This is a genomic window from Pseudomonas sp. AA-38 (assembly GCF_029457475.1).
GTDB lineage: Bacteria > Pseudomonadota > Gammaproteobacteria > Pseudomonadales > Pseudomonadaceae > Aquipseudomonas.
The window spans coordinates 4,594,457-4,611,616 of sequence record NZ_CP120359.1 but is presented as its reverse complement, the minus strand read 5'-3'; the positions used below and the strand labels follow the sequence as shown (position 1 = coordinate 4,611,616).

Annotated in this window: 10 protein-coding genes; 8 read left to right on the top strand and 2 right to left on the bottom strand. The window is 66.7% G+C overall.

Annotation, left to right across the window (positions count from 1 at the left end; genetic code table 11):
* Positions 1 to 2: 2 nt before the first annotated feature.
* Complete coding sequence (locus PVE35_RS21210) at positions 3 to 1,031, bottom strand: sensor domain-containing diguanylate cyclase (RefSeq protein WP_277372902.1); 1,029 nt, start codon at positions 1,029 to 1,031, stop codon at positions 3 to 5.
* On the bottom strand, positions 1,003 to 2,391 hold the full coding sequence (locus PVE35_RS21205) for an MATE family efflux transporter (protein WP_277372901.1): 1,389 nt from the start codon (positions 2,389 to 2,391) through the stop codon (positions 1,003 to 1,005). Before PVE35_RS21205 ends, PVE35_RS21210 begins: the two co-directional genes overlap by 29 nt.
* A 140-nt stretch (positions 2,392 to 2,531) precedes the next feature.
* Here PVE35_RS21205 and PVE35_RS21200 point away from each other — a divergent pair, with 140 nt between their 5' ends.
* The 8 genes from PVE35_RS21200 to fdhE all read left to right on the top strand — a co-directional run bounded on the left by PVE35_RS21200 (position 2,532) and on the right by fdhE (position 17,148).
* The gene (locus PVE35_RS21200) at positions 2,532 to 7,430 is read left to right on the top strand and encodes an alpha-2-macroglobulin (RefSeq protein ID WP_277372900.1); all 4,899 of its coding nucleotides are present in this window, start codon (positions 2,532 to 2,534) and stop codon (positions 7,428 to 7,430) included.
* A 143-nt stretch (positions 7,431 to 7,573) separates the two neighbouring features.
* Positions 7,574 to 7,915 carry an endonuclease domain-containing protein gene (locus PVE35_RS21195; RefSeq protein ID WP_277372899.1) on the top strand — a complete coding sequence of 114 codons (342 nt, stop codon included), beginning with the start codon at positions 7,574 to 7,576 and terminating at the stop codon, positions 7,913 to 7,915.
* Between the two features lie 81 nt (positions 7,916 to 7,996).
* A complete protein-coding gene (gene pbpC, locus PVE35_RS21190; protein ID WP_277372898.1) occupies positions 7,997 to 10,318 on the top strand; it encodes a peptidoglycan glycosyltransferase PbpC in 2,322 nt (773 codons plus the stop codon).
* 72 nt (positions 10,319 to 10,390) lie between these two features.
* On the top strand, positions 10,391 to 11,326 hold the full coding sequence (locus PVE35_RS21185) for an SdiA-regulated domain-containing protein (protein ID WP_277374919.1): 936 nt from the start codon (positions 10,391 to 10,393) through the stop codon (positions 11,324 to 11,326).
* A 112-nt stretch (positions 11,327 to 11,438) separates the two neighbouring features.
* Positions 11,439 to 14,510, top strand: a complete 3,072-nt coding sequence (gene fdnG / locus PVE35_RS21180; RefSeq protein WP_277372897.1) for a formate dehydrogenase-N subunit alpha — start codon at positions 11,439 to 11,441, stop codon at positions 14,508 to 14,510.
* 10 nt (positions 14,511 to 14,520) lie between these two features.
* The gene (gene fdxH, locus PVE35_RS21175; RefSeq protein WP_268179044.1) at positions 14,521 to 15,447 is read left to right on the top strand and encodes a formate dehydrogenase subunit beta; all 927 of its coding nucleotides are present in this window, start codon (positions 14,521 to 14,523) and stop codon (positions 15,445 to 15,447) included.
* A 9-nt stretch (positions 15,448 to 15,456) separates the two neighbouring features.
* The gene (locus PVE35_RS21170) at positions 15,457 to 16,089 is read left to right on the top strand and encodes a formate dehydrogenase subunit gamma (protein WP_277372896.1); all 633 of its coding nucleotides are present in this window, start codon (positions 15,457 to 15,459) and stop codon (positions 16,087 to 16,089) included.
* A gap of 126 nt (positions 16,090 to 16,215) precedes the next feature.
* Complete coding sequence (gene fdhE, locus PVE35_RS21165) at positions 16,216 to 17,148, top strand: formate dehydrogenase accessory protein FdhE (protein ID WP_268179042.1); 933 nt, start codon at positions 16,216 to 16,218, stop codon at positions 17,146 to 17,148.
* Positions 17,149 to 17,160: the final 12 nt, after the last annotated feature.

Genomic DNA, 17,160 nt, shown 5'->3' with positions numbered 1-17,160 from the left:
GGTCAGGGGGCCAGTTCACTGCGATTGCGTCCGCTGTCCTTGGCTCGGTACAGCGCCTGGTCGGCTCGTTTGAGCGCGTCGTTGCTGTCTTCCTCGCTGCCTAGCAGGGTGCAGCCGAGGCTGACGGTTTGGCGTAGTTCGGTGTCATCGAGTGGGATGGGCTGTTCGGCCATGGCCAGGCGGATGCGCTCGGCGATCTGCAGCAGCTCCTGCGGTGTGCGCACCTGGGTGAGAATGACGAACTCTTCGCCACCATTGCGCGTCACCACGTCTTGCGGCCGCACTGCAGCGCTCATGCGTCGGGCGCTTTCCCACAGCACCCGGTCACCCGCATCATGGCCATGGCGGTCGTTGACCTGCTTGAAGTGATCGAGGTCGCAGTAGATCAGCCCCAGGCGCAGACCGTTGCGCTCGGTGGCGGCGCGCTGCAGGGGCAGAAAGTGCAGCAGGCCGGCGCGATTCCATAGTTGGGTCAGGGGGTCGAGCATGGCCTTGCGCTGTTCACGATCGAGCGCGTCACGCAGCTCGTCCGCCTGCTGCGCGTTGTGCTGCAGGTGGAGATAACTCTCGGCCAGGTAGGCTAGATCACGGAGTTGGCACTTCTGCCGAGCCGTGAGGCGCCTGGGTTGCGGGTCGGCCAGGCAGAGCGTACCGAGCGGCAGGCCTTCACCATCGTGCAGCGGCCAGCCGGCATAGAAGCGCGCCCCAGGGTTGCTCAGGGCGATTTCCTTGCCGGCGAAGCGCGGATCTTTATCGCTGTTCTCGATGAACAAGGGCTTGTCCTTGAGCACGGCGTAGGAGCAGTAGGAGATGCTGCGCGGCGTTTCGGCTATGTCCAGCCCCTGGCGGCTCTTGAACCACTGGCGGTCGTTGTCCACCAGGCTGACCAGCGCCGTCTTCACGCCGAACAGCTCGCGCGCCAGACGGGTGATCGCATCGAGGCACGGCTCGGCAGGGGTATCCACCAGTTCCAGGCGATCCAATGCCTGCTGACGCTCGACCTCATTGACGGGTAGTTGGGCTCTGAGCATTGGCGGTCTCTCCTGGGCTACGAGGCGGGAACCATTGGCCATGGCGGCTCAGTTGCCAAGCATAGACGCCCAGTAGCAACGCGCGCAGTCCCATGAAGCTGAGAAAGGCCAGCCACAGGCCATGGTTGCCCAGGCCGTGCAGGGCCAGGGCGATCGGTAATGCCAGCAGCAGCGCGGCGAGCATGGCATTGCGCATCTCGCGGGCTCGGGTGGCGCCGATGAACAGGCCATCGAGCAGATAGCTCCACACCGCCAGCAGCGGTAGCGCGGCCAGGTACGGCAGAAATTGCGCGGCCAGCTCGCGCACCTCGGCGATATTGGTCAGCAGGTTGACGAACATCTGCCCGCCGAGCAGGAAGAACAGGGCGAAGCCGAGGCTGGCCAGCAGCGACCAGGCGCCGGCCACCAGTAGGGCGCGGCGCAGGGCAAGGCGGTCGCGCGCCCCTAGGGCATGGCCGCATAGCGCCTCCACCGCATGCGCCAGGCCGTCCAGGGCATAGGCGGTCAGCGTCAGGCCGTTGAGCAACAGGGCATTGGCGGCCACCGTGGCATCACCCAGGCGCGTGCCCTGCACGGTGATGAGGAAGAACACCAGTTGCAGGGCCAGGGTGCGGATGAAAATGTCGCGATTGACCGCCAGCAACGGGCGCCAGTTGCGCCAGCGGCGTAGCGCCGCCCGATCGAGCTGGCCGGGGTAGCGGGCGAGCGCCGCGCGCGTCAGCCACAGGCCGATCAGCGCGCCGCTCCATTCGGCGATCACCGAGGCCCAGGCGGCGCCGGCCACGCCCCATTCCAGGCCAAGCACGAAGAGCAGATCCAGGCTCACGTTGAGCAGGTTGGCGGTCAGCAGGATGAGCAGCGGGCCACGCGCGCTCTGCGTGCCCAGCAGCCAGCCGATCAGGGCGTAGGTCGCCAGGCTGGCGGGCAGGCCGAACAGGCGGATGTGGAAATAGGCGCGGGCCAACTGATCCAGTTCGGCCGAAGGTTGCATCAGGCCCAGCGCGGCCTGGCTGAAGGGCAGGGCCAGCAGGCTCAGCGCCAGGGCCAGCAACACCCCCAGGCCGAGCCCTTGCAGCAGCACCTGGCGCAAGGCACCACCGTCCTCGCGTCCGGCGGCCTGGGCGGCGAAGCCGGTGCTGCCCATGCGCAGAAAACCCATGGCCCAGGTCAGCAGGGTATAGAGGCTGCCGCCCACCGCCACCGCCGCCAGTTGGTGGGCATGGGGCAGGTGGCCGATCACGGCGGTATCGACCAGTGCCACCAGCGGCACCGACAGGTTGGAGAGGATCATCGGCGCGGCCAGTGCCCAGACCTTGCGCTGGGTCGGGGTGTGGCGCCAGGCATCGAGCAGGGCGGACATCAGAGGCTCCGGCAAAACGCCGAGTATAAGGGGCTGTGTGGACTGTGCACGGCTTGGCGAAATTCGTCGCTGCATCACGTCCTGTCATGGCGGCTCGGCTATAGTGTGGCCTTTCGCGCACCTTTCTCCCGGAGCCCGCAATGCCGAACAAAGGACTGCTTCTGGCCCTGGTGCTGAGCCTGCTCAGCGCCTGTGATTCCTCCCAACCTCCCGCCACGGTGACCAGCCCCGAGCCTGCCGCGCAGCAGGCCCAGGCGGCCAAGCCAGCGGTCGACCGCGAGGCCCTGGCCAAGCGCTATGCCGGTCGTGAGCTGGAAGTGGTGGACGTTTCCGAAGTGCAGCTCGATGGTGCCAGCGCGCTGTCGGTGACCTTTTCCGTGCCGCTGGATCCCGACCAGCGCTTCGCCGAGCGCCTGCACCTGGTCGACAGCAAGGACGGCAAGGTCGATGGCGCCTGGGAAATCACCGACAGCCTCAACGAGCTGCGCCTGCGCCACCTGGAGCCGCAGCGCAAACTGGTGCTGACCATCGACGCTGGGCTCAAGGCGATCAACGGCAGCAAGCTGGCCGCCGAACACATCAGCCGCTTCGAGACCCGCGATCTGCAGGCCAGCGTCGGTTTCGCCAGCCGCGGTTCGCTGCTGCCGACCCGCCTGGCCGAGGGCCTGCCGGTGATCGCGCTGAACGTCGACAAGGTCAACGTCGAGTTCTTCCGCATCAAGCCCGAGGCGCTGCCGCGCTTTCTCTCGCGCTGGGGACGCGCCAGTAACCTGGATACCTGGGAGGCGCGTGAGCTGCTGCCGATGGCCGACCTGGTCTATGGTGGCCGCTTCGACCTCAACCCGGCGCGCAACACCCGCGAAACCCTGCTGCTGCCGATTGCCGGCCTGGAGCCGTTCAAACAGCCAGGGGTGTACCTGGCGGTGATGCGCGAGGCCGGCAGCTACAGCTATTCGCAACCGGCGACGCTGTTCAGCCTCAGTGACATCGGCCTCTCGGCGCACCGTTACCGCGACCGTCTGGACGTCTTCACCCAGGCTTTGGAGGGAGGGGCAGCGCAGTCCGGCGTGCAGCTCGAACTGCTCGATGGCGATGGCGCGTTGCTGGCCGAAGGCAAGACCGATTCCGCTGGCCACGCGCAACTGCCGCTACCGGCCAAGGCCGAGGTGCTGCTGGCCAAGCAGGACGAGCAGACCAGCCTGCTGCGCCTGAACGCACCAGCGCTGGATCTGGCCGAGTTCGACATCACCGGCCCGGCCGCGCATCCACTGCAGTTCTTCGTGTTCGGCCCGCGTGACCTTTATCGCCCGGGTGAAACCGTGCTGCTCAACGGCCTGCTGCGTGATGCCGATGGCAAGCCGGTCAAGGCCCAGCCGGTCAGCGTCGAGGTGCACCGCCCGGACGAGCAGGTCAGCCGCAAGTTCGTCTGGAACGCGGATGACGATGGCCTCTATCAATACCAGTTGCCACTGGCCGAGGAGGCGCCGACCGGGCGCTGGCAACTGCTGCTGGACCTCGGTGACGGCCATCCGCAGCTCTACGAATTCCTCGTCGAAGACTTCCTGCCCGAGCGCATGGCGCTGGAACTCGAAGGTCAGGATGGCCCCATCGCTCCGGGCGACGAAGCCAGCTTCAGCGTCACCGGGCGCTATCTCTATGGCGCCCCAGCGGCGGGCAATCGCCTGTCCGGGCAGCTTTACGTGCGCCCGCTGCGCGAGGCGGTGGCGAGCCTGCCGGGCTACCAGTTCGGCGACATCACCGAGGCGGATCTGACCCAGGATCAGGAGCTGGAGGAGCAGAATCTGGATGAGCAGGGCCACGCCACCCTCACACCGGAAAACCGCTGGGGCGATGCCCGCTCGCCGCTGCGCCTGATTCTCCAGGCCAGCCTGCAGGAGTCCGGTGGCCGGCCCATCACCCGTCGGGTGATCCAGCCGGTATGGCCAGCCGAACGTCTTCCAGGTGTGCGCGGGCTGTTCGATGGCGAAGAAGTGGATGCCGACAGCATGGCCGAATTCGAGGTGCTGGTGGCCGATGCCGAGGGCAACAAGCTGGCTGCCGACAACCTCAACGTGCGCCTGGTGCGCGAGCGCCGCGATTACTTCTGGAGCTTCTCCGACGGTGAAGGCTGGCGCCACAACTACACCGAGAAATTCCTCACCCTCAGCGACGAGCCGCTCAAGGTGGCGGCGGGTGGCACGGCCAAGGTCAGCTTCCCGGTGGAGTGGGGGCCGTATCGCGTCGAGGTGGTGGACAACCAGACCGGCCTGGTCAGCAGCCTGCGCTTCTGGGCTGGCTACCGTTGGCAGGACAACGCCGACGGCGGCGCCGTGCGCCCCGATCAGGTCAAGCTGGCGCTGGACAAGCCTGGCTATGCCGCAGGTGATGTGGCCAGGATCACCGTCACCCCGCCGGCTGCTGGCAATGGCTACCTGCTGGTGGAATCCAGCGACGGCCCGCTGTGGTGGCAGGAAATCAGCGTGCCGGCTGAAGGCAAGACCTTCGAGCTGCCCATCGACGAGAAGTGGGCACGGCATGACCTGTACCTCAGCGCTCTGGTGATCCGCCCCGGCGAGCGCAAGGCGCAGGTCACGCCCAAGCGTGCGGTGGGCCTGCTGCACCTGCCGCTGGAGCGCGCACCGCGCAAGCTGGCGGTGAGCCTGCAGGCGCCCGAGAAGATGCGGCCGAAGCAGCCGCTCAAGGTCAAGGTCAGCGCGCGCAACGCCGATGGCAGCATCCCCGACAAGGTGCACGTACTTCTGGCAGCGGTGGACGTGGGCATCCTCAATATCACCGATTTCGCCACCCCCGACCCCTTCGCCAGCTTCTTCGGGCGCAAGGGCTATGGTGCCGATCAAATGGACATCTACGGGCAACTGATCGAGGCCCAGGGCCGCATCGCCAGCCTGGCCTTCGGTGGTGATGCCGGTCTCGAAGCCGGCGGCAAACGGCCGGACACCAGCGTGCTGATCGTCGCCCTGCAGAGCGATGCGCTGAAGCTGAACGAGCAGGGTGAGGGTGAAGTCAGCCTGGACATCCCCGACTTCAACGGCGAGCTGCGCCTGATGGCCCAGGCCTGGAGTGACGAGCGCTTCGGCATGGCCGAGGCTAAGACGGTGGTGGCCGCGCCGCTGATCGCCGAACTGTCGATGCCGCGCTTTCTCGCCGGGGGCGACGAAACCACTCTGGCGCTGGACGTCACCAACCTCTCCGGCGCCGCGCAGAAGCTCGACGTGCAGCTCGACGTCAGCGGCCAGTTGCGCCTGCTGGGCAACGCCCAGGCACCGCTGAGCCTCAAGGACGGCCAACGCACCACCCTGCGCATCCCGGTGCGTGCCGAGGGTGGTCTGGGCCAGGGGCATATCCAGGTCAAGGTGCAAGGCCTGAGTCTGCCCAACGAGCAGCTCGGCAGCTTCAGCCGCGACTGGACGCTGGGCGTGCGCCCGGCCTACCCGGCGCAGTTGCAGCACTTCCGTGCGGTGCTCAACGAGGGCGAGCCCTGGAGCATGCCGGCCGGCACCCTGAACCAGTTCGAGCCGGCTGGGTTGGAGGCGGTGCTGGCCCTGTCGAGCCGCCCGCCGCTGAACCTGGGTGAGCAGATCCGCGCGCTCAAGGCCTATCCCTACGGCTGCCTGGAGCAGACCACCAGCGGCCTGTATCCGTCGCTCTATGCCGATGCCGCCAGCCTGAAGAAACTGGGGCTGGAAGGTGAGCCGGACGAGCAGCGGCGCAAGAGCATCGAGCTGGGCATCGAACGCCTGCTCGGCATGCAGCGGCACAATGGCGGCTTTGGCCTGTGGAGCGCCGAGAGCGAGGAGGAGTACTGGCTCACCGCCTATGTCACCGACTTCCTCCTGCGCGCCCGTGAGCAGGGCTTCGGCGTACCCGCCGAGGCCTTGAAGAAGGCCACCGACCGCCTGTTGCGCTACTTGCAGCAGAGCAGCCTGATCGAAGCCAGCTACAGCCAGGATTCCGCCCATACCCGTTTCGCCGTGCAGGCCTACGCAGGTTACGTGCTGGCGCGCAGCCAACAGGCGCCCCTGGGCGCGCTGCGCAGCCTGTTCGAGCGCCGTGGTGACGCGCGCTCTGGCCTGCCGCTGGTGCAACTGGCCGCCGCGCTGAAACTGATGGGCGATGCGCCGCGCGCCGAGCAGGCGCTGAACCAGGGGTTGATCCTGCAGCGCGATGGCGAGCGCTGGATGGCCGACTACGGCAGCGCCCTGCGTGACCAGGCGTTGATCCTCGCCGTGCTGGAAGAGCAGGACATGGCAGCCGGTCAGCGCGAGCAGCGGCTGTTCGATCTGGCCGACGAACTGGCCAGCCAGCGCTGGTTGTCGACCCAGGAGCGCAACGCGCTGTTCCTCGCCGGGCGCGGCATCCTCGGCAAGCCGGAGCAGGCCTGGAGCGCCAAACTGGCCAGCGGTGCCTTCCAGTTCGAGCTGAGCAATCAGCAGCCGGGCCTCAAGCTCGAACGTGACGAACTGGCCGAGCCGCTGAGTGTGAGCAACGCCGGCAGCGCCACGCTGTACCAGCAACTGACCCTGTCCGGTTACCCGACCCAGGCGCCGCGTGCCGCTGGCGAGAACCTCAGCATCGAGCGCGGATACCTCGGCATGGATGGCCGCCCGCTCGACCTGCAGCGCCTGAACAGCGGCGAACTGGTGCTGGTGCACCTGGCCGTGCGTGCCAAGCAGCGCGTGCCCGATGCCCTGGTGGTGGACCTGCTGCCGGCCGGCCTGGAGCTGGAGAACCAGAACTTGGCTTCGAGTGCGGCGAGCCTCGAGGACGCCGGCGGTAACGTCAAGGAGTGGGGCCGGGCGATGCAGAACGCGCGCATCAAGCATCAGGAATACCGTGGCGACCGCTACGTGGCAGCGGTGGACGTGGATGGCTACGACACCACCCACCTGCTGTACCTGGCCCGCGCCGTGACCCCGGGCAGCTACCGCGTGCCGCCACCGCAGGTGGAGTCCATGTATCGGCCGAGCTGGCAGGCCCTGGGCAGCGCGCCGCAGGGGATGGTGGTGCGGGGAAGATAAAAGCCGCCCTCTCCCCCAGCCCCTCTCCCGCAAGCGGGAGAGGGGAGCAACATGGCACGCGCCTGAAACATGGCACGGCCAGCCCCCTCTCCCATTTATGGGAGAGGGTTGGGGAGAGGGCAAACCCGGTTCAAGGAGGAACCATGACACTACTCGACAACGCCAAGCGCCTGCGCCGTGAAATGACCGACGCCGAGCAACGGCTCTGGTATCACCTGCGTGCTCACCGCTTTCTTGGCTTGAAGTTCAAACGGCAGAAACCCATTGGCCCCTATATCGTCGATTTCATCTGCACCGAACGATGGCTGGTCATCGAACTCGACGGTGGCCAGCATCAATTGCAGAGCGAGGCGGATGCACAACGTGATCGCTATCTACAGGGTCGTGGTTACCGTGTATTGCGCTTCTGGAATCATCAGGTGCTGGCGGAAACGGAGGCGGTACTTGAACGGATTCGCCTTGATATCGGCGGGCAAGAGCGGTGAACGTTGCCACGAGGCTTTGCCAAACGCCGATCTGCTCCCCTCTCCCATTTATGGGAGAGGGGCTGGGGGAGAGGGCCTTGCATGCCCCGCCTGACTCGCCGCTGGTTCCTTATTCTCCTGCTCCCCCTGGCCCTGCTCTGGCTCGCCGACCGCCTGTTCCCGCTGCCCTTGCCCGAGGACGACCTGGCCCGCGTGGTGCTGGCCGAGGATGGCACGCCGCTGTGGCGCTTCGCCGATCATGACGGCGTGTGGCGTTACCCGGTGACGCCGCAGGAGGTTTCGCCCTATTACCTCGAAGCGCTGCTCACCTACGAGGATCGCTGGTTCCGCCAGCACCCCGGGGTCAACCCGCTGGCGCTGGGTCGCGCCGCCTGGCAGAACCTCTCCGGCGGGCGCGTGGTGTCCGGTGGCAGCACTCTGTCGATGCAGGTGGCGCGCCTGCTCGACCCGCATGGCCGCAACCTGTCCGGCAAGCTCAAGCAGCTCTGGCGTACCGCGCAACTGGAATGGCACCTGTCCAAGGATGAGATCCTCACGCTGTACCTCAATCGCGCGCCCTTCGGCGGCACCCTGCAAGGCGTGGCGGCGGCGAGCTGGAGTTACCTGGGCAAGCCGCCGAGCCAGCTCACCCGCGCCGAGGCGGCGTTGCTCGCGGTACTGCCGCAGGCGCCCAGCCGCTTGCGCCCGGATCGTCACCCCGAGCGGGCCCAGGCCGCGCGCGACAAGGTGCTCAGGCGACTGGCCGAGTTCCGGGTGTGGCCGCAGGCGCGTATCGATGAAGCCCTGGAGGAACCGGTATTCCTCGCCCCGCGCCGCGAACCGAGCCTGGCGCCCCTGCTGGCGCGGCGGCTGAACCGCCCAGGCAGCCCGCCGTTGATTCGCACCACCCTCGATGCCGCGTTGCAGCTACGCCTGGAAGATCTGCTGCTGGGCTGGCGCGCACGCCTGCCGGAGCGCACCTCGGTGGCCATTCTGGTGGTCGAGCACGAAAGCATGGCGGTACGCGCCTACCTCGGCTCGGTGGATATCGCCGATACCGCGCGCTTCGGCCATGTCGACATGGTGCGTGCGCTGCGCTCGCCCGGCTCGACGCTGAAACCCTTCCTCTACGGCCTGGCGTTGGACGCCGGGCTGATCCATTCCGAGTCGCTGCTGCAGGACGTGCCCCGGCATTACGGCGATTACCGTCCCGGCAACTTCGCCGCCGGCTTCACCGGCCCGGTGTCGGCCAGCACTGCCCTGGCCACCTCGCTCAATCTGCCAGCGGTGCAACTGCTCGAAGCCTATGGGCCCAAGCGCTTCGCCGGTGAGCTGCGCAGCGCCGGTGTGCCGATCCGCCTGCCGGCCCTGGCCGAGCCCAGCCTGGCGCTGATTCTCGGTGGTGGCGGCACGCGCCTGGAATCGCTGGTGAGCGGTTACAGCGCCTTTGCCCGAGGCGGCATGGCCGCACGGGTGCGCCTGCAACCGAGCGATACCCTGCGCGAGCGGCGCCTGCTGTCGCCGGGTGCGGCCTGGATCATCCGCCGTATTCTCAGCGGCCAGGCGCGGCCTGATCGCGACCCGCGCGCGCAACTGGCGCAGCGCCCCACCCTGGCCTGGAAAACCGGCACCAGCTACGGCTTTCGCGACGCCTGGGCCATCGGCGTCGGCCCGCGTCATCTGATCGGCGTGTGGATCGGTCGCCCGGACGGCACGCCGGTGCCTGGTCAGTTCGGCCTGGCGTCCGCCGCGCCCCTGCTGCTGCAGGTGCATGATCTGCTGGTGGGCCGCGACAGCCAGCGCGGCCTGGCGCCGCCGCCCGACCCGCAGCCGGCTGAGGTCGGCGTCGCGGCCATCTGCTGGCCACTGGGCCAACCACTGGCCAAGGATGATCCCAATTGCCGCCGGCAGCGCTTCGCCTGGACGCTGGAGGGCACCACGCCGCCGACCCTGCAGGCGACCGACCAGCCCCTGGGCAGCGGCCTGCGCGAGCGCTACTGGGTGAATGCCAAGGGGCTGCGCGTGGCGCCCGGTTGCCCTGACGCCGAGGCCCACGAGCTGCTGCTCTGGCCGGCACCACTGGAGCCCTGGCTGCCGCGCCGCGAACGGCGTGCCGCGCGCCTGCCGGCCAGCGACCCGAACTGCCCGCCACCACGGGGCAATCAGATGGCTCCGCTGAGCATCGTCGGCGTGCGCGAGGGCGATCGCCTGCGCCGCCCGCAGGGCAGCGGCGAGGCGCTGCGGTTGAGCTTATCCACCCTGGGCGGCAGCGGCCAGCGCTGGTGGTTCGTCGATGGCGCGCCACAGGGCGAAACCAGCGGCAATGGCAGCTTCATCCATGACTTCGCCCCCGGCCGGCACCAGCTCAGCGTGCTCGACGAAGACGGGCAGACGGCCAGGCTGGAGTTCAGCGTCGGCCCGTGATGCGCCATGCGACGGATTGCAACACAACCTGGGCACACTGGCGCGCGTCTACCTGCAAACGAGCACGTCGTGATGATCGCTGTTGCCAAGGGGATGCTGGGAAAGCTGAATGCCCTCAGTCCATGGAAATGGACGCTGTTGCTGGCCTTGTTGTTGTTCGCTTACCAGATCCGCGTGATGCATTTGGACGAGCGTTTGTATTACTGGATCAAGACCTCCCTGCATCAAGAGCAGTGGCAGAGCCGTAGTCTGTGGCTGCCACAGTACCGGGTCAGCATCGATGCCAAGCCGGTCGCCGGCGTGGACAAGAACTTCTCGGGCCTGAGCTATGACACCGACCGCCAGCAGCTCTGGGCCGTGCTCAACGGCCCGGAGCAGTTGCTGCGCCTGAGCCTCGACGGCGAGGTGCTCGACCGCCATGTGCTGCAGGGCTTCGATGATGTCGAGGATGTCGCCTACCTGGGCGATGACCTGTTGCTGCTGGTGGAAGAGCGCAAGCACGCGCTGGTGATCGTGCCGGTGCCTGCACCCGGCAGCACGCTGCAGCGCCAGGGCCAACGCGCCCTTACCCTGACCATCGATGCCGGCGACAACGAGGGTTTCGAGGGGCTCGCCTATGATCCTGGCAGCGACCGCCTGTTCGTGGTCAAGGAGCGCAAACCGCGCAAGCTCTACGAGATACGCGGCCTGCGGCGTAGCCTGGAGGGCGACTTCGGCCTCGAAGTGATAGACCGCCAGGCCTGGGTCGACCAGGCATCGTTCGCCCGTGATCTGTCCGCTGCACATTTCGATGAGCGCACCGGCCATCTGGTACTGCTCAGCGACGAGTCCAAGCTGATGGTGGAGCTAGGCGCCGATGGTGAGCTGATCAGCTTCCGCTCGCTGCTGCGTGGCTTCGCTGGCTTGCATGACAGCGTGCCACAGGCCGAGGGGCTGACCTTCGACCCGCAGGGCAACCTCTACCTGGCCAGCGAACCCAATCTGTTCTATCGCCTGGAGCGGCGCTGAGGGCTCGCGCCATGCGACGAAGTGCCTGGCGAATCCACGCGGATGATCTAGGCTTGACTAGCGATTCGCTCGGCAACGTACCGAGCGTCAGCCTGATGTGGGAGAACCCAAGATGGACATGAACCGTCGACAGTTCTTCAAGGTCTGTGGTGTAGGCCTTGGAGCATCGAGCCTGGCGGCTCTGGGGGTCGCACCCCCGGCAGCCTTCGCCGACCAGGTGCGGCATTTCAAACTCACCAGCACCACCGAAACCCGCAACACCTGCCCCTACTGCTCGGTCGGTTGTGGCCTGATCCTGTACAGCCAGGGCGACGCTGCGAAGAACGTGGCGCAGAACATCATCCATATCGAGGGCGACGCCGACCATCCGGTCAACCGGGGCACCCTCTGCCCCAAAGGCGCTGGCCTGCTGGATTTCATCCACAGCCCCAACCGCCTGAAATACCCGCAGGTGCGCGAAGCCGGCTCCAATGAGTGGAAGCGCATCGACTGGGACGAGGCGCTCGACCGCATCGCCCGGCACATGAAGGCCGACCGCGACGCCAATTTCATCGAGAAGAACGCGCAGGGCCAGACGGTCAACCGCTGGCTCAGCACGGGCTTCCTGGCCGCCTCGGCATCGAGCAACGAGGCCGGCTACATCACCCACAAGGTGGTGCGTTCCCTTGGCATGCTGGGGTTCGATAACCAGGCACGTGTCTGACATGGCCCGACGGTGGCAAGTCTTGCCCCGACGTTTGGCCGTGGTGCCATGACCAACCACTGGACCGACATCAAGAATGCCGATCTGGTACTGATCATGGGCGGCAATGCCGCCGAGGCCCACCCTTGTGGCTTCAAGTGGGTGACCGAGGCCAAGGCACACAACCAGGCCAAGCTGGTGGTGGTCGATCCGCGCTTCACCCGTTCGGCTTCCGTGGCCGACCTCTACGCGCCGATCCGCACCGGCACCGATATCGCCTTCCTCGGTGGTCTGATCAATTACCTGCTGGAAAACGACAAGATCCAGCACGAGTACGTGCGCAACTACACCGACGTCAGCTTCGTGGTGCGTGAGGACTATGCCTTCGAGGATGGCATGTTCAGCGGCTACGACGCCGAGAAGCGACGCTACGAAAAGAGCAGTTGGGGGTACGAGATCGGCGAAGACGGCTACGCCGTGGTCGACCCGACGCTGAGTCACCCGCGCTGCGTCTTCAACCTGCTGAAGAAACACTACAGCCGCTACACGCCGGATCTGGTCAGCAGCATCTGTGGCACACCCAAGGCGCAGATGCTGCAGGTGTGGGAGACCATCGCCGAGTGCTCGGCGCCGGGCAAGGTCATGACCATCATGTACGCCCTGGGCTGGACGCAGCACTCGGTGGGCTCGCAGATGATCCGCACCGGCGCCATGCTGCAACTGCTGCTCGGCAACATCGGCATGCCCGGTGGCGGCATGAACGCCCTGCGTGGTCACTCCAACATCCAGGGGCTGACCGACCTGGGCCTGCTTTCCAACCTGCTGCCGGGCTACCTCAGCCTGCCGCTGGATGCCGAGCAGGACTACAGCGCCTATATCGCCAAGCGCTCGCCCAAGCCCTTGCGGCCGGGGCAACTGTCGTACTGGCAGAACTACGAGAAGTTCCATGTCAGCCTGATGAAGGCCTGGTACGGCAAGAACGCCACGGCCGAGAACCATTGGGGCTTCGACTGGCTGCCGAAGCTGGACATTCCCGGTTACGACGTGCTCAAGGTCTTCGACATGATGTACCAGGGCGAGGTCAACGGCTATTTCTGCCAGGGCTTCAACCCCCTGGCCTCGTTCCCTGACAAGGCCAAGGTGGGTGCCTCGCTGGCCAGGCTCAAGTACCTGGTGATCATGGATCCGTTGGCCACCGAGACCTCGGAGTTCTGGCGCAACGCCGGCGAGTTCAACGATGTCGACAGTGCCAGCATCCAGACCGAGGTGTTCCGCCTGCCCACCACCTGCTTCGCCGAGGAGGACGGCTCGCTGGTCAACAGCGGGCGCTGGCTGCAGTGGCACTGGAAGGGCGCCGAGCCACCCGGCCAGGCGCGCACCGACATCGCCATCATGGCCGGGTTGTTCCATCGCCTGCGCCGGGCCTATGCCAGCGAGGGTGGTGCCTTCCCCGAGCCGATCCTCAACCTCGACTGGTCCTACCTGAGACCGGACGAACCCGGCCCGGACGAACTGGCCCGCGAGTTCAACGGCAAGGCCCTGGCCGACCTCCACGACCCGGTCAGCGGCGCCCTGCAGGCCAAGGCCGGCGAGCAGCTTTCCGGCTTCGCCCAGTTGCGCGCCGATGGCTCCACCGCCAGTGGCTGCTGGATCTTCTGCGGTTCCTGGACGACCCAGGGCAACCAGATGGCGCGGCGCGACAACGCCGACCCCTATGGCATGGGCCAGACCCTCGGCTGGGCTTGGGCCTGGCCGGCCAACCGGCGCATCCTCTACAACCGTGCCTCGGCCGACCCCAGCGGCAAGCCCTGGGACGTGGAGAAGAAGCGCCTGGTGTGGTGGAACGGCAAGGCCTGGGGCGGCACCGACGTGCCCGACTTCAAGGCCGATTCACCACCGGATGCCGGGATGAACCCCTTCATCATGAATCCCGAAGGGGTGGCGCGCCTGTTCGCCGTGGACAAGATGGCCGAAGGGCCGTTTCCCGAGCACTACGAGCCGTTCGAGACGCCCATCGGGCGCAACCCGATGCACCCGGATAACCCGGTGGCGGTGAGCAACCCGGCGGCGCGCGTGTTCGCGGACGACCTCAAGCATCTGGGTAAGGCCGATGCCTTCCCCTATGCGGCAACCACCTATCGCCTGACCGAACACTTCCACTTCTGGACCAAGCACTGCCGGCTCAACGCCATCGTTCAGCCCGAGCAGTTCGTCGAGATCGGCGAGGCGCTGGCCAAGGAGCTGGGCATCGTCGCTGGCGAACGTGTCAAGGTGTCGTCCAACCGCGGCTACATCAAGGCCGTGGCGGTGGTGACCAAGCGCATCAAGGCGCTCACAGTGGATGGCAAGACCGTGCATCAGATAGGCATTCCGTTGCACTGGGGCTTTGCCGGCGTGGCGCGCAACGGCTACCTGACCAACACCCTGACGCCCTTCGTTGGCGACGGCAACACGCAGACCCCGGAATTCAAGTCGTTCCTGGTCAACGTGGAAAAGGCATAGGAGCAGCGCCATGGCCTCACAAGACATCATTGCCCGCTCCGCCACCACCACGCCGGCGCCCTCGGTGCGCGAATTGGGCGAGGTGGCCAAGCTCATCGACGTGTCCAAGTGCATCGGCTGCAAGGCCTGCCAGGTGGCGTGCTCGGAGTGGAACGACCTGCGTGACGAGGTCGGCCACAACCACGGCACCTACGACAACCCGGCCGACCTCACTGCCAGCTCCTGGACGCTGATGCGCTTCACCGAGCACGAGGATGAAAGCGGCAAGCTGGAATGGCTGATCCGCAAGGACGGCTGCATGCACTGCGCCGAGCCAGGCTGCCTAGCGGCCTGCCCGAGCCCCGGCGCGATCATCCAGTACGCCAACGGCATCGTCGACTTCAACCAGGACAAATGCATCGGTTGCGGCTACTGCATCACCGGTTGCCCGTTCGACATCCCGCGCATCTCGCAGAAGGATCACAAAGCCTACAAGTGCAGCCTGTGTTCCGACCGCGTTGCTGTGGGCATGGAGCCGGCCTGCGTGAAGACCTGCCCGACCGGCGCCATCGTCTTCGGCAGCAAGGACGCCATGAAGGAGCACGCCGACGGGCGCATCGCCGATCTCAAGTCACGCGGCTACGACAACGCCGGGCTGTACGATCCGCCCGGCGTCGGCGGTACCCACGTGATGTACGTGCTGCACCACGCCGACCGGCCCTCGCTCTACGCCGGCCTGCCGGACGAGCCACAGATCAGCCCCATGGTGGCGTTGTGGAAGGGCGTGGCCAAGCCGCTCGGCCTGCTGGCCATGGGCGCCACGGCGCTGATTGGCTTCTTTCATTACCTGCGTGTCGGGCGTAACCGCGTGGAGGAAGACGAGCCCGTGACAGGTGATTCTGCCGTGCACCAGGTCGACCCGACGGTGCACACCTATGATCCGAAGCAGCGGCCGTAGGAGACCAGCATGAAACACGATATCCAACGCTATACGGCCGGCGAACGCAGCAACCACTGGGTGGTGGCGATTCTCTTCGTCCTCGCCGGCCTGTCCGGTCTGGCGCTGTTCCACCCGGCGCTGTTCTGGCTCAGTAACCTGTTCGGCGGTGGGGTGTGGACGCGCATCCTGCATCCCTTCCTCGGCCTGGCCATGTTCCTGTTCTTCCTCTGGCTGGTGATGCGCTTCGCCGGGCACAACCGCCTCGAAGCGCGTGATCGCCAGTGGTTGGCGCAATGGCGCGACGTGCTGAGTAATCGTGAGGAGCGCCTGCCGCCAGTGGGACGCTACAACGCCGGGCAGAAGCTGCTGTTCTGGGTGTTGCTGCTGTGCATGCTGGTGTTGCTGGCCACGGGCATGGTCATGTGGCGGCAGTACTTCAGCCACCTGTTCGGCATCGAGCTGATCCGTCTGGCCTCGCTGCTGCACGCGGCGGCGGCCTGGGCGCTGATCGTCAGCATCATCGTGCACATCTACGCCGGCATCTGGGTCAAGGGCTCCATCGGTGCCATGCTCAGTGGCTGGGTCAGCCGCGGTTGGGCGCGCAAGCACCACGGCGCCTGGTACGAAGAGGTGAGCAAGGACAGCGACAAGCACCACTGATGCGGAAGGACTTCAGCGGCGAGAAAAGCTCGCCGCCAAAGCGCCTGAACCACTGCCAGCAAACTTCATCGGCCTGGTCTAGGCTGATCTAGCGAAATCACGGGAACAGTCCCTAAGGAGTCCTGCGTGTCAGGCCAGATTCTCGAGCCGGGGCAGATCGAAGCCGCGGCCAATGTCCCGCCTTTTCTGCACCTGCCCGAAGCGGATCTGTTCGGTCGCCGTGCCCATCGTTTGCGCAGCCTGGCGACCGATCACCCTCTGTCGGCCTACCTGCTGCTGATGGCCGAGCTGTGCGATGCCCAGCAGCGCGTACTGGATGCCCCTCCGGCGCTGCCTGGCCCTTCGGCCGAAGCGCTGGCACGCAGCCTCGAACACCGCATGCCGCCGCTGGGCTTCGATACTCTGGTACGCGGTGATGCCTGGCTGCCAGCGCTCGACGCGCTGCTGACGAGTTTTTCGCATGTCGGCAACCCGTCCGTCAGCGCGGCCCTGGTGGCCCTGCGCGAAGCCGACAGTGGCCAGCGCAAGGCCTGGGCCATCGCGCTGCTGGGCGGGCAGTTCGATCTGCTGCCGGCGGCGCTGGTGCCCTTTCTCGGCGCGGCCCTGCAGGTGGCGTTCAGCCACTGGCTGCTGGCTCTGCCCAGCGAACGCCTGGTCGAGGCCAGCAGCCAGACGCTGTGCCCAGCCTGTGGCTCGCCGCCGGTGGCCGGTATGCTGCGCCATCGCGGCCAGTACGCCGGCCTGCGCTACCTGTGCTGCTCGCTGTGCGCCTGCGAATGGCATCACGTGCGGGTCAAGTGCAGCCACTGCGAGTCATCCAGACACCTGGCCTACCTGTCGTTGCAACGTGAGGGTGTGGCACCCGAGCGGGCGGTGATCCGCGCCGAGGTCTGCCCGAGCTGTCAGGGTTACCTCAAACAGTGCTACCTGGAGTTCGACGACCAGGCCGATGCCATTGCCGATGACCTGGCCAGCCTCGACCTGGACATGCGCCTGAGTGAGGAAGGGCACCTGCGCCGTGCGCCGAACCTGCTGCTGGCTCCCGGCAGCGACGGCTGACTGAGGCTGACG

Excerpts from the sequence above, each read along its gene's own strand:
- PVE35_RS21205 (WP_277372901.1), bottom strand. The coding sequence starts at position 2,391 with ATGTCCGCCCTGCTCGATGCCTGGCGCCACACCCCGACCCAGCGCAAG.
- pbpC (WP_277372898.1), top strand. The coding sequence starts at position 7,997 with ATGCCCCGCCTGACTCGCCGCTGGTTCCTTATTCTCCTGCTCCCCCTG.
- PVE35_RS21195 (WP_277372899.1), top strand. The coding sequence starts at position 7,574 with ATGACACTACTCGACAACGCCAAGCGCCTGCGCCGTGAAATGACCGAC.
- PVE35_RS21170 (WP_277372896.1), top strand. The coding sequence starts at position 15,457 with ATGAAACACGATATCCAACGCTATACGGCCGGCGAACGCAGCAACCAC.
- PVE35_RS21200 (WP_277372900.1), top strand. The coding sequence starts at position 2,532 with ATGCCGAACAAAGGACTGCTTCTGGCCCTGGTGCTGAGCCTGCTCAGC.
- fdxH (WP_268179044.1), top strand. The coding sequence starts at position 14,521 with ATGGCCTCACAAGACATCATTGCCCGCTCCGCCACCACCACGCCGGCG.
- PVE35_RS21210 (WP_277372902.1), bottom strand. The coding sequence starts at position 1,031 with ATGCTCAGAGCCCAACTACCCGTCAATGAGGTCGAGCGTCAGCAGGCA.
- PVE35_RS21185 (WP_277374919.1), top strand. The coding sequence starts at position 10,391 with ATGATCGCTGTTGCCAAGGGGATGCTGGGAAAGCTGAATGCCCTCAGT.